Annotated in this window: 14 protein-coding genes and 1 other RNA gene; 7 read left to right on the top strand and 8 right to left on the bottom strand. The window is 71.1% G+C overall.

Going from position 1 to position 13,436, the window contains the following annotated elements:
- The first annotated feature begins 43 nt into the window (after nt 1-43).
- Nucleotides 44-2,245 carry an ArnT family glycosyltransferase gene (locus JXZ78_RS26240; protein ID WP_238783386.1) on the top strand — a complete coding sequence of 734 codons (2,202 nt, stop codon included), beginning with the start codon at nt 44-46 and terminating at the stop codon, nt 2,243-2,245.
- Nucleotides 2,246-2,490: 245 nt separating this feature from the next.
- Nucleotides 2,491-2,568, top strand: coding sequence for a 50S ribosomal protein bL37 (locus JXZ78_RS41155; protein WP_370443954.1), 78 nt, complete (start codon nt 2,491-2,493; stop codon nt 2,566-2,568).
- Between the two features lie 87 nt (nt 2,569-2,655).
- Here the strand turns inward: JXZ78_RS41155 and JXZ78_RS26235 are convergent, their stop codons facing one another.
- The 4 genes from JXZ78_RS26235 to JXZ78_RS26220 form a co-directional block, all read right to left on the bottom strand.
- Nucleotides 2,656-3,156, bottom strand: a complete 501-nt coding sequence (locus JXZ78_RS26235) for a peptidylprolyl isomerase (protein ID WP_030022799.1) — start codon at nt 3,154-3,156, stop codon at nt 2,656-2,658.
- 143 nt (nt 3,157-3,299) lie between these two features.
- On the bottom strand, nt 3,300-3,500 hold the full coding sequence (locus tag JXZ78_RS26230; RefSeq protein ID WP_030022798.1) for a DUF397 domain-containing protein: 201 nt from the start codon (nt 3,498-3,500) through the stop codon (nt 3,300-3,302).
- 141 nt (nt 3,501-3,641) lie between these two features.
- The gene (locus tag JXZ78_RS26225) at nt 3,642-3,857 is read right to left on the bottom strand and encodes a DUF397 domain-containing protein (RefSeq protein WP_030022797.1); all 216 of its coding nucleotides are present in this window, start codon (nt 3,855-3,857) and stop codon (nt 3,642-3,644) included.
- Nucleotides 3,854-4,693, bottom strand: coding sequence for a helix-turn-helix domain-containing protein (locus tag JXZ78_RS26220; RefSeq protein ID WP_030022796.1), 840 nt, complete (start codon nt 4,691-4,693; stop codon nt 3,854-3,856). Before JXZ78_RS26220 ends, JXZ78_RS26225 begins: the two co-directional genes overlap by 4 nt.
- A 337-nt stretch (nt 4,694-5,030) precedes the next feature.
- Between JXZ78_RS26220 and JXZ78_RS26215 the strand changes: the two genes are divergently transcribed.
- The gene (locus tag JXZ78_RS26215) at nt 5,031-5,279 is read left to right on the top strand and encodes a hypothetical protein (RefSeq protein WP_078624533.1); all 249 of its coding nucleotides are present in this window, start codon (nt 5,031-5,033) and stop codon (nt 5,277-5,279) included.
- Nucleotides 5,280-5,579: 300 nt separating this feature from the next.
- Complete coding sequence (locus JXZ78_RS26210) at nt 5,580-5,900, top strand: hypothetical protein (protein ID WP_030022793.1); 321 nt, start codon at nt 5,580-5,582, stop codon at nt 5,898-5,900.
- A 64-nt stretch (nt 5,901-5,964) separates the two neighbouring features.
- On the opposite strand, the gene rnpB is transcribed toward JXZ78_RS26210, so the two are convergent.
- An RNA gene (gene rnpB, locus JXZ78_RS26205) (RNase P RNA component class A) lies at nt 5,965-6,365 on the bottom strand.
- A gap of 163 nt (nt 6,366-6,528) precedes the next feature.
- Here rnpB and JXZ78_RS26200 point away from each other — a divergent pair.
- On the top strand, nt 6,529-7,137 hold the full coding sequence (locus JXZ78_RS26200; protein ID WP_050502816.1) for a hypothetical protein: 609 nt from the start codon (nt 6,529-6,531) through the stop codon (nt 7,135-7,137).
- On the opposite strand, the gene JXZ78_RS26195 is transcribed toward JXZ78_RS26200, so the two are convergent.
- Nucleotides 7,138-8,601 carry an RNB domain-containing ribonuclease gene (locus JXZ78_RS26195; RefSeq protein WP_030022790.1) on the bottom strand — a complete coding sequence of 488 codons (1,464 nt, stop codon included), beginning with the start codon at nt 8,599-8,601 and terminating at the stop codon, nt 7,138-7,140.
- Between the two features lie 215 nt (nt 8,602-8,816).
- On the opposite strand from JXZ78_RS26195, the gene yaaA reads away from it, so the two are divergent.
- Both yaaA and eda read left to right on the top strand, forming a co-directional pair.
- Nucleotides 8,817-9,614 carry a peroxide stress protein YaaA gene (gene yaaA, locus JXZ78_RS26190; RefSeq protein ID WP_238783385.1) on the top strand — a complete coding sequence of 266 codons (798 nt, stop codon included), beginning with the start codon at nt 8,817-8,819 and terminating at the stop codon, nt 9,612-9,614.
- Between the two features lie 81 nt (nt 9,615-9,695).
- A complete protein-coding gene (eda, locus tag JXZ78_RS26185) occupies nt 9,696-10,340 on the top strand; it encodes a bifunctional 4-hydroxy-2-oxoglutarate aldolase/2-dehydro-3-deoxy-phosphogluconate aldolase (RefSeq protein ID WP_030022786.1) in 645 nt (214 codons plus the stop codon).
- Between the two features lie 33 nt (nt 10,341-10,373).
- Here eda and JXZ78_RS26180 read toward each other — a convergent pair whose 3' ends face one another.
- Both JXZ78_RS26180 and JXZ78_RS26175 read right to left on the bottom strand, forming a co-directional pair.
- Nucleotides 10,374-12,425: an alkyl/aryl-sulfatase gene (locus JXZ78_RS26180; protein ID WP_030022785.1), complete on the bottom strand. Its 2,052-nt coding sequence runs from the start codon at nt 12,423-12,425 to the stop codon at nt 10,374-10,376.
- A 316-nt stretch (nt 12,426-12,741) separates the two neighbouring features.
- Nucleotides 12,742-13,436: bifunctional RNase H/acid phosphatase (locus JXZ78_RS26175; RefSeq protein WP_238783384.1), on the bottom strand; the 695-nt coding region annotated here is incomplete at its 5' end.

Below are 13,436 nucleotides of genomic sequence, written 5' to 3'. Positions count from 1 at the left end.
CCCGGCAGCCCGTCCGCACCGATTCGAGAGCTGACTTCCCCCTATGGCCGCCAAACCGCCCTTCGGCCTGCCCGTTTCCCCGCCGTCCCCGCCTTCCGCCGCCTCCCCCACCCGGCCCGCGCCGATTTCGCCGCCCGCCCAGCGCACGCCCTCCCCCCAGGACATCACGCCGCGCCGACGGCCGCGCCGCCGCTGGGAGGTGTGGCGCTCACCCGAAGGCCAGCCCCGCTGGGCGCGCCCCGCCCTGCTCGGCGTCGCGGCCCTGGCCGCACTCCTGTACGCGTGGAACATCACCACCAGCGGCCTGGCCCCGTACTACTCCGTCGCCGCCCGCAGCATGACCGAAAGCTGGAAGGCCTTCCTCTTCACCGCCTACGACCCGTCCGCCACCATCACCCTCGACAAGATCGGCGGCTTCCTCTGGCCGCAGGCCCTCTCCGCCCGCCTCTTCGGCTTCCACGACTGGGCCCTGACCCTGCCGCAGTGCGTCGAGGGCGTCGTCTCCGTCCTCGTGCTCTACCGGGTCGTACGCCGCTGGCAGGGCCCCGCCACCGGCCTCCTGGCCGCCGGGCTGCTCACCCTCACCCCCGTCGCTGCCTCCCTGTTCGGCCACCCGATCCCCGACGCGGCCCTGATCATGTGCCTGGTCCTGGCCGTCGACCGCTACCAGCTCGCCGCCCGCGGCGCCCGCCTGCGCTCGCTGGTCTGGGCCGGCGTGTGGGTGGGCCTGGCGTTCCAGGCCAAGATGATGCAGGCCTGGCTCGTCGTCCCCGCGCTGGCCGTCGGCTACCTCGTCACCGCACCCGTCACGGCGCGCGCCCGGATCGGCCATCTGCTGACCGCCGGGGCCGTGCTGTTCGCGGTGTCGTTCTCGTGGGTACTGATGATGACCTTCACTCCGAAGGACGTACGCCCGTACGCGGACGGCTCGACGAACAACAGCGCGCTGTCGATGGTCTTCCAGTACAACGGCTTCAGCCGCCCGGCGGACAGCGGACCGGGCGGGCCGGGCGGGGCAGGCGGACCAGGCGGACCAGGCGGCTCCGCCATTCAGCCCGCGGGCCCCACCCACCACACCCACCACACCCACCCACCCGCCGCAGGCACACAGCCACACCCCCGACCGGCCGCCGGCGAAAAGCCCTCCGGCGCCTCCCGCAAAATGGTCAGCCTGGGCAGTGAGAAGAACACCTGGTACAAGCTCCTCACCTCCCGCTTCACCCCACAGATCGGCTGGCTGTACCCCCTCGCCCTGATCGGCCTGGTCCACGGCCTGGTGCGGCGCGGCAGGCGCCCCCGTACGGACCGGCTGCGCGGCGGCTACCTGATGTGGGGCGGCTGGCTGCTGACCACGGCCGTCGTTCTGAGCGTGGTCGACATCCCGCACACCGCGTACGTGGCGGGCCTGGCTCCCGCGCTGGCCGCACTGGCCGCCGCCGGAGCCGTCACCCTGTGGCGCGCCCACCGCACCGCCACCAGCGCCCCTGCACGCGTGCTCCTCCCCCTGACCGTCACCGTCCAGGCCGCCTGGACCTCCTCCCTCGCCGCCGACCACACCGACTTCGCCCCCTGGCTGATCCCGGCGATCATCACAGCAGCGCTCATCAGCATCGTGACCCTTCTCTCGTACGGCCGCGCCACCGGCCGCCGTCTGCGCCCCGTGGCCCTCACGGCCCTGGCCACCACCTGTGTCGCCCTGTTCGCCGCCCCGGCGGCCTGGTCACTGTCCGTACTGGACCAGCGGTACGCGGGCTCGTCCTTCGAGGCGCACGCCGGCCCCGGTGGCCAGAACGCCACGGCCGGCGCACCGGGCAGCGCGGTCTACGGGGGTGCGGGCGGCGCCTCGTACGACATGTCACCGGCCCCGCTGACCGCCGCCCAGAAGCGCCTGCTGGACTACGTACAGCGGCACAACGGCAACGCCACGTACACCCTCTCCGCCGACGGCGGCTGGGCCCGTTCCCGTGCCATCACCCACACCGGTCTGCCGATCCTGCCGCTGGGCGGCTTCGCCGGAATGGCCACCTCCGTCACCCTCACCGAGTACCGGCACCTGATCGCCTCCGGCCGGCTGCGCTTCGCCCTCCTCAACCCCACCACCCCCGCGTCCGGCAACGCCTCCGAGACATCCAAGATCAACGCCTGGGTCCGCACCACCTGCGCCAAGGTCGACCCGAAGACGTACGCGGCCTCCGCCGACCCATCACTCCCCGAACCCCTCTACGACTGCACCCACCCCCACTGACCCCTCTCGCCCCTCTCGCCCTTCTCACCCCTGCCACCCCTGCCACCCCTGTCACCCCTCTCCCCCTTCCCTCCCACCTCCCCGCACCCTCCCGCCCCTCCCCTCGTTGCCCGTGATGTGTCTCACGAGACGTGTGAGGCTTCCCGAGTCGGGTATCCGGCCCCGGGATCGCAGGACAGGCCACCGCTGTGAAATGGTAGAAATGCGGAGGAAAGCCCTGCAAACCCCTGCGGAGAGGAGACGCCATGTCGTCGAAGCGACGCCGTAAGAAGAAGGCCCGCCGGAAGAACGGCGCCAACCACGGCAGCCGTCCCCAGTCCTGAGCGGTCCGCCCGCCGGACTCCGGACATGCGAAGACCCCCGGGACACCGTCCCGGGGGTCTTCGCTGTCTCAGGGCGCTGCGTACCCGTTACGCGGCGTCCACGACGCCCGAATCCGCCACCTCGATCGTCGCGGAAGTGGCACCGGAACGGGAGCCCAGGCCCTCGATCTTCTTGACCAGGTCCGAGCCCTCGACGACCTCGCCGAAGACCACGTGCGCGCCGTCCAGCCACGGGGTGGCCACCGTCGTGATGAAGAACTGCGAACCGTTGGTGTTCTTGCCGGCGTTCGCCATGGAGAGCAGGAACGGCCGGTCGTGCTTCAGCTGGAAGTTCTCGTCCTCGAAGCGGTCGCCGTAGATGCTCTTGCCGCCGGTACCGTTACGGCGGGTGAAGTCGCCACCCTGGAGCATGAACTCCGGGATGACCCGGTGGAAGGGCGAACCGGCGTAACCGAAGCCGTGCTGGCCGGTGGCCAGCTCACGGAAGTTGCGCGCGGTCTTGGGCACGACCTCGTCGTACAGCTTGAAAATGATGCGGCCGGCCTTGTCGCCGTTGATGGTGATGTCGAAAAATACGTTGGAACTCATAGAGCCCATCCTTCCACTTCCCCGACCCGCCCTGACGCCCCAGGTCGACGCCGGCCGCCGGCCGCCCCACGTCGCGGGCACAAGAGAGCCCCGCCGCTCCGGTGAGGGAGTGGCGGGACGCATGAGCAGCCTGGCCGCGTAGGTCAGAGCGCGGCTCTCCGGGCAAACTCGACCAGCCCGGCGAAGGCGGCGGGGTACAGCATCAGGACCGGACCGTCCGGGTCCTTCGAATCACGGACCGGCACCATGCCGGTGACTGCGGCCTGCGACGGGGCCCACTCAAGGCAGGTCCCGCCATTGCCGCTGTAGGAAGACTTGAACCAACGGGGGGATTCGGTGGTCACGGAGTGTCCTTTCGTACCTGCTTGATCATGGCCACTGATACCGCAGCCTCGTCGCAGGAATCACGGAACGTAGGACATGAGCCCCGCCGCTCTCACGAGGGATCGGCGGGGCTCAGGGCTGGATGGGGCAGTAGCGCCACATCACGCAGCGGAGAACGCGCCGCCCTTGACGCCCTCGATGAACTCCGCGAACGAACGCGAGGGGACGGAGAGGACGGGGCCGTTCGGGTCCTTGGAGTCACGGACGGGAACTATGCCGGTGACTATGACCTGTGCGGGGGCCCACTCGACGCAGGAGCCACCGTTTCCGCTGTAGGAGGACTTGAACCAGACGAGAGTTTGAGGATCTGCCGTCACGAGATGCCCTTTCGTGCCTTCTGGATCATGGCTACTGATTCTGCTTGAGAGAGCGCTTCGACCTGTAGCTGATGGTAGGCCCTCACCAGCGGCAGCACTGAGGTGAGTTCCCTGTCCAAACGGCCGTGGGTCTCTGATTCGACGTAGGAAACCACGGAACGGTCAGGCATGGTCAACAGATTGACCAGTCGGTTGAACGGGCGGCGCTCACCTATGGCGTAGGGAGCCACCTGAAGAGCGGTGGACGGCTCGTCAGCGAACTCGGCCAGCCGATCCAACTGGGCCCCCATGACAGCGGGGTCACCGATCGACCGTCGAATGCAGCTCTCATCCAAGACCACGATCACCATGGGAGCCACGCGCCGCACCAGAGAAGCCTGCCGCTCCGCCAGGGACTCGACTCGCTCACATGCCTGTTCGGTGCTGATCGTGCCACGCCGCACGTTGCCGTCTTCCAGAGCTCTTGCATACTCCGGCACCTGAAGCAGTCCGGGGATCACCCCGACTTCGAACAGCCTGATCTCTGCCGCCCGGGCCTCCTGCCCCAGGTACTCCGGGAAGCCTTCCAGCAAGCTGCCGTTACGGATTTCCGCCCACGCGCGCTCGAATGACTCTGTGGTCCCCGCGAACCCAAAGGTGGCATCTACAGCGCGCGAAAAGCGCAGAGTTGGCGGTTTACAACCTGTTTCGACGGCCGAAACGTGTCTCCCCGAGTAACCCATCCGCTCTGCCAACTCGTCCTGCTTCCAGCCGCGCGCCTCCCGCGCGCCGCGCAAGCGCGCACCGTAGGCCGCTCGGGGAGACGCGTCCGGGTTCAACTGCTTCAGGTTTACCAATGTTCTCCCCGTTTTCAGAACGTTGAAGACAGGGCGACTGTAGGCCAACCTGGCCCCGTCGGTAGCGGTGCGGCTACGGAGAGGGATGAACCTCTCCCAAAATCGCACCCAGCCGCCCCCGGTACTCCACAATGACGGCCCGCTTGTCCGGCCGTACCTCCTCGCTGCGGAACGCCCCCAGGAACGGTGACCACAAGTGATCGACCCCGGCCCCACCCCCCACCGGGAAGACTTCGCCCGGCTCATGCGCTCGCGCGGACACGACGGCATGCTCCTCTCGCGCACCAGTGGCGGCAGTGACGCAGCCCTCAACACCCCCCGATCCGAAGGCGAGCACATGACGTCTCCCGCCCCCGTACCCACCCGCAAGGAAATCCAGATCACCGGCATCCGGAGGCACGTCGCCGAGTGCGTCACGTCCGTCAAGGACGGTTCGTGCGGAGCCTGTTCGAATACTTGGGACACCGCCGTGCACCTGGACGTGTGGATTCGCGCCCATGCGGACGAGTACGAGCACAAGAGGTTCGTGAAGCGTACGGAAGAGCCGGTCAACGTCTACACCAAGCCCGCCAAGGGGCAGCCGTGAGAGAGAACAGCGGCGCGTCAGTCACCCGTCGCTGAGCCGCCGATCACCCGCCCCCTGCCACAAGGGCCCATGGCTCCCCCAGGATCATGGAGGGCAGGGGACGGGACCAAGCCTTCGGCGATGCCCGTGAACGTGCCGGCCGGGAGGCCGCGCTCACGGATCCCGGTGAAGGAGCGCCGATGAACACGACCGCATCACCGGCCGCTCCGGTCCAGGTGCGCGCCGTCGGCCGGGCCAGGCCGCCGGGCCAGGCCCCGTCACGGCGAAGAGATCAGCACCGGCCGGTACCCGGTCCTCGACGTGGACGAGGCGTGGGAGGTGCGGTCCATGCTGGAGTTGCGGGCACCCGGGACGGAGTGCGCTTACCGCGAGGACGAGGACGGCCGGCGTACGGCGTGGCTGGTCCATCCGGACGGCTCGTGGGCGCGTGCCACCGGAAGCAAGGGGGAGCCCCCTACTGTCCACCAGAGCGGGCCCCGACGCCTGTGGGACGTCTTGGAGCGGATTCGCAACCGCCTCAACACCAGAGGCGGCCTGCCTGTTTACGGCGTGCCGCTGACCATCACGCCCGAAGGCGCCATCCATCTGTCCAGGGGGCGGTGGAACGCCACCATTTCCTGAAAAGCCGGAAGGCCCTCCGGCCTGGCAGCGAGCCAGGCCGGAGGGCCTTGTGACGGCTTGGCGGCGGACGAGTCGGCCTGTACGCCGGGTTTTGTCACCGAAGGGCCTTGCGGCCCGTCGGGAGACGGCCATCCATCTAGGGCTGCCGTTGCCGGCAGCCTCGTGCGGTCTACCCGCGGACTCGGGCGGGCCGCCCTCGGTCGTCCGCGCAGAAACACCGGGGTGTTTCCTCTTGACCTTGCTCCGGGTGGGGTTTACCTAGCCCTCCGAGTCACCTCGGAGGCTGGTGGTCTCTTACACCACCGTTTCACCCTTACCGGCGCCTTGCGGCACCGGCGGTCTGCTTTCTGTGGCACTGTCCCGCGGGTCACCCCGGGTGGGTGTTACCCACCACCCTGCCCTGTGGAGCCCGGACGTTCCTCGGGAGGATGCGGTGCATCCCCACGCGGCCGTCCGGCCGGCTCGTCCGCCGTGCGGACCATGGTACCTCCCGGCCGACGAGGGCTTGACCTTGTCGTGACGACAACGTTTTTACTGGGTGCAGGAACGTATCGGGAGGGGGCGTTACGTGGACGAGGGACGCGGTGGAAGCACCGGGCGGCGGTTACTGGCGTACGAGAAGCGGTGGATGGCCAGTCTGGGTCTGTGGGTGACGCGGCGGCGGGACGGTGTGGGCGCCGGGGAGCGTGCGCTCGGGTATGCGCGGGCGCAGGCGGCGATGTGGTACGGGCTGTTGTTCGTGTGCGTGGTGGAGACGGTCGGCGCGACGGTGCTGCTCGCGAAGCTTCCGGTCGCGCACTGGGTCATGCTGGTGCTGGACGTCTACACCCTGGCCGTGGTGCTGGGCCTCCAGGCTGCCGCCGTGACCCGGCCGCACGTCGTGGGGCCCGCCGGGCTGCGCGTCCGCAACGGCGCGCTGCTGGATGTGTGGATACCGCTGGAGCGGATCGTGTCGGTCCGCTACGACCTGCGGTTTCCGAAGACGGAGACGGCCGGGCGGGGGTCGCGGGGGCAGGACGAGGCACGGGTACTGGAGATGGCGGTGGGGTCGCAGACCTGTGTGACGGTCGAGCTGAGCGAGCCGGTCACCGCCGTGAAGCTGCTGGGGCAGCGGGTGGAGGCCCGTACCGTGCGCTTCCACGCGGACGAGGGGCGGGCCGCGGTCGCCGCCGTGCGGGAGGCGCTGGCCCGGCGGGAGGAAGAGCGGGAAGCGCGGCCGGCGGGGGCCGGGGCCTGATCACGCCGGTGTGAAGCGGACCGGGGCGCGGCCCGGGTCGGCTTCGGTGAGGCGGACGCGCAGGCGCCGGCCCAGCGGCAGCCGCGGGACCTGCTCGCCGCCCTCGATTCGGCCGATCACGGCCGGGTCGTCCAGGTGCACCGTGCCCCGGTCCGGCCGGCCGTCCTGGACGTCGACCACGTAGCCGTCGAAGGTCTCGCCCAGCCGGTCCCGCATCAGGGCCGCCTCGACGAGGTCGACGCACTCCCGCTCGACCCGGGCGGCCCGGCGGCCGCCCTCCGTCATCTCGGCGGGCAGGGCGGGCAGCGCCGTACGGACCCAGTCGGGCGGTTCCCTGCCGGCCGCCGCGGCCAGGCACAGTTCGGCGCCGTAGCGGTCGGCGAGGCGTCGCAGCGGCGCGGTGACGTGCGCATACGGGGCGGCGACGGCGGCGTGCCGGGCGTGTTCCGGGGTCGGCGGGTCGCCGTCGAAGACGGTGTAGCCGGCGCCGCGCAACAGGGCCGTGCAGTCCTGGAGGAAGGCGGCGTGGGTGGTGCGTGCGGGGTCGAGGGTGCGGACGAGGGCGGCGTACGAGGTGTGGTGCGGCCAGTCGACGCCGAGGGCGTGGGCGGTACGGCGCAGGCGGGCGACGGCGCCGTCCGGGGCGGTGGGGAGCGTCCGCAGGACGCCGGTGCCGGAGGCGAGCATCAGCTCGGCCGCTGCCATGCCGGTGAGCAGGGATATCTGGGCGTTCCAGGCGTCGGCGGGGCGCGGGGCGCGGTAGGTGAGGGCGTAGCCGTCCGGGTGCTCGACGGTCTCCTGCTCGGGGACGTTGAGGGAGATGCCGCCGCGGGCGGCCTCCCGTTCCTCGCGGAGGCGGCCGATCGTGCGGAGAAGGGAGAGGGGCTCCTCGGCGGCGCCGGAGTCGATGGCGTGCTGCACGCCTTCGTAGTCCAGGCGGGCCCGGGAACGGACGAGGGCACGGCGTACGTCCGTCGACCGCAGCGCGCCGTCCGCGTCGAGGTCGAGCCGCCACAGGACGGCGGGGCGGTCCTCGTCGGGGAGCAGGCTGGCGGCGCCCTCGCCGAGGACGGGCGGGTGCAGCGGGACGTGTCCGTCGGGGAAGTAGAGGGTCGTCACACGGCGGTGCGCCTCGGCGTCCAGCGCGCCGCCGGGGGTGACGAAGGAGGCCACATCGGCGATGGCGTAGTCGACGCGGTAGCCGCCGCCGGGGCGCCGGGACAGGTACATCGCCTGGTCGAGGTCCATCGAGCCCGGTGGGTCGACAGTGAACAGCGGGATGTCGGTCGCGTCGGTGGCGGCGGTGTCGGCGGGCGGGTGCGGCCAGCGCGCGGCACTGTCCGCCTCGGCCTGCGCGGAGGGCGGGAACGTCTGGGGGATGTCCAGCCGCGCCCGCAGTTCCCGTAGCGCGGCACGTACGGGCGCCTCGGCTGCGGCGGTCACGCGGAGGTGGCGGCGGGGCATGCTCTTGAGCGTAGGGCGGTTGGGGGGCGGGGGCACGTCAGGGTGGGGAGGGCTGAGGGGGGAGGGGGTGTTCGGAGGCGGCGGGAGGGCTGCGGCGGGAGTTCTGGGGAGGTAGCGGGAGGGGCGTCGGGGCGGGGCCCCCTCGGGCGGCGGTTCGTGCGTGCGGCGAACCGTAAAGTGGCGGGGCCAGTGCACAGAAGGCTAAGGAGAAGCGCGTGCTCGTGTTGTTGCCGCCGTCCGAAGGGAAGGCCGCGTCCGGGGGCGGGAAGCCGTTGGACCTGGGGGCGCTGTCGCTGCCCGGGCTGGGCCCGGCGCGGGAGGCGGTCCTCGAAGAGCTGGTGGGGCTGTGCGCGGCGGACGAGACGAAGGCGCAGGAGGTTCTGGGGCTGAGTGACGGCCTCAAGGGCGAGATCGCCAAGAACGCCGGGCTGCGCGAGGCCGGGACACGGCCGGCCGGGGAGATCTACACGGGCGTGCTGTACGACGCGCTGGGGCTCGCCACGCTGGACGCGGCGGCACGGCGCCTGGCCGGGTCGTCGCTGCTGGTGTTCTCGGGGCTGTGGGGCGCGGTACGGGTGGGCGACCGAATCCCGTCGTACCGCTGTTCGATGGGGGTCAAGCTGCCGGGCCTGGGCGCGCTGGGCGCGTACTGGCGGGCACCGATGGCCGAGGTGCTGCCCGCGGCCGCCGGGGACGGACTGGTCCTCGACCTGCGGTCGGCGGCGTACGCGACGGCCTGGAAACCGAAGGGCGAGGTGGCGGGCCGTACGGCGACGGTGCGGGTGCTTCAGTCGAAGATCGTGGGCGGGGTGGAGAAGCGGTCGGTGGTGAGCCACTTCAACAAGGCGACGAAGGGGCGGATGGTGCGCGATCTGCTGACGGCAGGGCGGACGCCGGACAGTCCGGCGGAGCTGGTCGAGGCGCTGGGCGATCTCGGGTACGTGGTGGAGGCCGAGGCGCCGGCGAAGGCGGGCAAGGCGTGGGCGATCGACGTGGTGGTGAAGGAGCTGTAGGGGCACGGTTCGGGCACCCCCTCCGTTGCAACATCCGCAACGATCGTTGCGGATGTTGTGTCACGGGCGCACTATGGGCCCGTGACTGACGCTGCCCCCTCCCCCGCCGCCCCGCCCTCCGTACTGGGCCTCGCCCCCGTGATCCCGGTCGTGGTCCTCGACGACGCGGCCGACGCCGTCCCGCTCGCCCGCGCGCTCGTGGCGGGCGGGCTGCCCGCCATCGAGGTGACGCTGCGTACGGCGGCCGCGCCGCAGGCGATACGGGCCATCGCCGACGCGGTCCCGGAGGCGGTCGTCGGCGCCGGTACGGTCCTGGCCCCCGGGCACGTGGAGACGGCCGTCGCGGCGGGTGCCCGCTTCCTGGTCAGCCCGGGCTGGTCACCGCGGCTGCTGGCCGCGATGAAGGCCAGTGGCCTGCCGTTCCTGCCGGGTGTCTCGACGGCGTCGGAAGTGGTGACGCTGCTGGACGAGGGCGTGACCGAGATGAAGTTCTTCCCGGCGGAGGCCGCGGGCGGCACCGCGTACCTGAAGTCGCTCGCCTCGCCGCTCCCCCGGGCCCGGTTCTGCCCGACCGGCGGCATCGGCCTGGCCTCGGCGCCCGACTACCTGGCGCTGCCGAACGTGGGCTGCGTGGGCGGTACGTGGATGCTGCCGGCCGACGCGCTGCGCGCCAAGGACTGGGGCCGGGTGGAGCGGCTGGCCCGCGAGGCCGCGTCGTTGCGCTGAGGGCGACGACGCGGCGGGGCGGGCCCGTGGGTGCTACGGCGTGACGATCGGGAACGACGGGTCCGGCACCGTCAGGTAGCCGAAGACGGTGTCCGCCGCCGGCTGGTCGTCGACGCGGACGCTGCCCGCCTTGACCGCCGCGTCGAAGTTCCGCCGGAACAGCGGGCCTTCGAGGATCAGCGAGTCGAACGCCGTCCGGGTCAGGGAGATGGTGGCCTGCGGCTTGCCCGCATACAGGTCCTTGCCGTCCACGTACACCAGAACGCCGTTGCGCAGCGTGGTGGTGCACTCCTGCCCGGTGTCCGTGAACTGCCACTGGAGGACGATCGCGGCGCGCTGTTCCTGTGCCGCCTTCGGCCCGTCCACGCTGCGGGCCATCGCCGCGAAGACCTGTTCCAGGGTCATGCTGCGGACCAGGTCGGGGGCGCCCTTGCTGGTGGGCTCCTGCGGACCGTGGCGCAGTTCGTCCGCGCCGGTCAGGTAGAAGTTGCGCCACGGCCCGTTCTCGGCGCCGTAGCCGAGCTGTGCGAAGGTCTTGATCTGGAGCGCCTTGGCGTCCTGGACCGCCTTCTCGGAGACGGTGGCGGGGTCGGCGAAGATGACGTGGTTGAGCAGTTCCACGACCCAGCGGTACGCGTCCTGGTCGCTCTCGTGCCCGTCGTACACCTCCTGTGCCTTCCGCACGACGGCCTCGGCGCCGCCCATCGCCGCCACGTACCGCGTGCCGGACTCCGTCGGCGGCAGGTTCCACAGATGGGCGGGATTTCCGTCGAACCAGCCCATGTACCGCTGGTACACGGCCTTGAAGTTGTGGCTGAGCGAGCCGTAGTAGCCCTGGTTGTACCAGTGCTCGGCGAGACCGGCCGGGAGGTGCTGGAGTTCCTCGGCGATCTCGACGCCCGTGTATCCGCGGTTGACGAGCCGCAGCGTCTGGTCGTTGAGGTACGCGTACATGTCCCGCTGATTGCTGAGGAATTCGAGAATGCTTTCCTTGCCCCAGCGCGGCCAGTGGTGCGAGGCGAATTCCACTTCGGTGTGCTCACCGAAGGTCTGGATCGCGTCGGTGAGGTATTTCGCCCAGGCGTGCGCGTCCCGTACCTGGGCGCCGCGCAGGCTGAGGATGTTGTGCAGGTTGTGGGTGGCGTTCTCGGCCATGCACAGGGTCCGCAGCTCGGGGAGGTAGATGTTCATCTCCGCGGGCGCCTCGGTGCCGGGCGTGAGCTGGAAGATCAGCCGTACGCCGTCGATGACGCGGCGGTGCAGCCCCGCCCGCCACGGGATGACGTCGGCGGGCGACCAGTCGTCGCCGGTGACGGCCTGGGCGCTGCCGATGTAGTCGGTCGGCGGCAGCAGGGTGACCTCGCCGGTGGAGACGGTCAGGCCCAGGCCCGAACCGATCTGCGCGTACGGGCTCTTGTCCAGCCCCGCCGCGTACATGTACTCGGCGCGGCGCTGCATCGCCGGACCCGCGTAGACGTTCTCGCTGACGGCGTGCTCCAGGAACCCGTCGGGCGCGATGACCGCGAGGTCGGCGGGGATCTCGTCGTTCCGCTCGGCGAACAGGCCGCGGGCGCCGCCGAAGTGGTCGACATGGCTGTGGGTGTAGATCAGCGCGCGGACCGGGTTCCGGTTCCCGGTGGTGTCGCGGTACAGCTTCAGGGCGGCCTGTGCGGTCTCGTAACAGGCCAGCGGGTCGATGACGATGATCCCGCGATCGCCCTCGATGATCGTCATGTTGGACAGGTCGTAGCCGCGCACCTGGTGGACGGCGCCCCGGGCACCGGAGGTGACCTGGAACAGCCCGGCCACCGCGGTGAGCCGGCCCTGGCGCCACAGGCTCGGGTCGACCGTCGGGGGCGCCTGCTCGTCGCCGTCGGTCAGGAAGTCGTACGCCGTGAAGCTCCACACCACCTTCTCGCTGTCCGTCCGGGAAGTGATCGCCGGTACGTCCGGCTGCGCCAGCAGCCCCCGCTGTGCGTCCTCGAAGTCCTGCGAACCGCTCTCCCGAAGGCGCTCCGCGGCCTTCCGGTTGGCCGCCGCGACGGACGGGGAAACCTCGACGGGCTCGGTGTACTCGCTGGGCATACCAACCTCCGTACAGGCATGCGGAATGCACGCATGGGGTGGGGGAAAAGGCGCTATCGCGCCGTGGCGTGCGAGCGACGTTATGAAACCGGTGTGCGGGTTACAAGGAACCAATCAAGCCAGCAGCGGGAACCGGTCCCGCACCGGAGAAAAGCGCAGGAATCACGCCAGACAAAAGGGGCTGGAAAAGACGGGCGGCAGACCGGCAACGGCCCGGAAAAACGGCCGTCGATACGGAAACCCGCCCGCGGCCCTTCTGGGGCGCGCGGGCGGGGAGACTCCTCGGGGACGCCTCAGGGGCGTACGGACCGCTGCGTCAGCGAAGATGCGCCGTCTCGTTCAACAACCGTACCGACGCGTTCCCGTCGGCGTAGTACGCGACGGCCGACAGGGACGCGGCGGAGAGTTCCATCCGGAACAGGGCCTCCGGCGGGGCGCCGAGGGCCAGCCGTACCAGCGTCTTGACCGGGGTGACGTGGGTGACCAGCAGCACCGTGCGGCCCGCGTACCGGGCCAGCAGCTTGTCGCGGGAGAGGGCGACGCGGCGCGCGACCGAGGCGAAGGACTCGCCGCCGGTGGGCGCGGCCTTGGCGGAGCCCAGCCAGGCGGCCAGGTCCTCAGGGTGGCGCTCCTGGACCTCGGCGAAGGTCAGGCCCTCCCAGGCGCCGAAGTCGGTCTCGCGCAGCCCCTCGTCGACACGTACGTCCAGGCCGAGGCGGGCCGCGACGGTCTCGGCCGTCTGCCGGCAGCGCTTGAGGGGCGAGCTGACGACGGCCTGGACGGTGCCGCGGGCGGCGAGCGCGGCGGCGACCGCTTCGGCCTGCCGGTGGCCGGCCTCGGACAGCTCCGGGTCGGAGCCGCCGCTGCCGGAGAACCGCTTCTGCGGTGTCAGCGCGGTCTCGCCGTGCCGCAGCAGGACGAGGGTGGTCGGCGCGCCCAGGTCGGCGGGCGCCCAGCCGGCCGGCGGCGCCTCGGGCCCGGCGGCCGCCTCGGTCTCCGCGGCCTCCGCCG

This window comes from Streptomyces monomycini (assembly GCF_022271435.1).
GTDB classification, from domain to species: Bacteria; Actinomycetota; Actinomycetes; order Streptomycetales; family Streptomycetaceae; genus Streptomyces; species Streptomyces monomycini.
The sequence above is the reverse complement of the archived record's forward strand: the minus strand, read 5'-3'. Positions and strand labels throughout refer to the sequence as shown.

What these genes read in the sequence shown, in the direction of transcription:
- JXZ78_RS26240 (WP_238783386.1), top strand. Translation starts at nt 44, where the DNA reads ATGGCCGCCAAACCGCCCTTCGGCCTGCCCGTTTCCCCGCCGTCCCCG.
- JXZ78_RS41155 (WP_370443954.1), top strand. Translation starts at nt 2,491, where the DNA reads ATGTCGTCGAAGCGACGCCGTAAGAAGAAGGCCCGCCGGAAGAACGGC.
- JXZ78_RS26235 (WP_030022799.1), bottom strand. Translation starts at nt 3,156, where the DNA reads ATGAGTTCCAACGTATTTTTCGACATCACCATCAACGGCGACAAGGCC.
- JXZ78_RS26215 (WP_078624533.1), top strand. Translation starts at nt 5,031, where the DNA reads ATGACGTCTCCCGCCCCCGTACCCACCCGCAAGGAAATCCAGATCACC.
- JXZ78_RS26200 (WP_050502816.1), top strand. Translation starts at nt 6,529, where the DNA reads ATGGCCAGTCTGGGTCTGTGGGTGACGCGGCGGCGGGACGGTGTGGGC.
- JXZ78_RS26195 (WP_030022790.1), bottom strand. Translation starts at nt 8,601, where the DNA reads ATGCCCCGCCGCCACCTCCGCGTGACCGCCGCAGCCGAGGCGCCCGTA.
- JXZ78_RS26180 (WP_030022785.1), bottom strand. Translation starts at nt 12,425, where the DNA reads ATGCCCAGCGAGTACACCGAGCCCGTCGAGGTTTCCCCGTCCGTCGCG.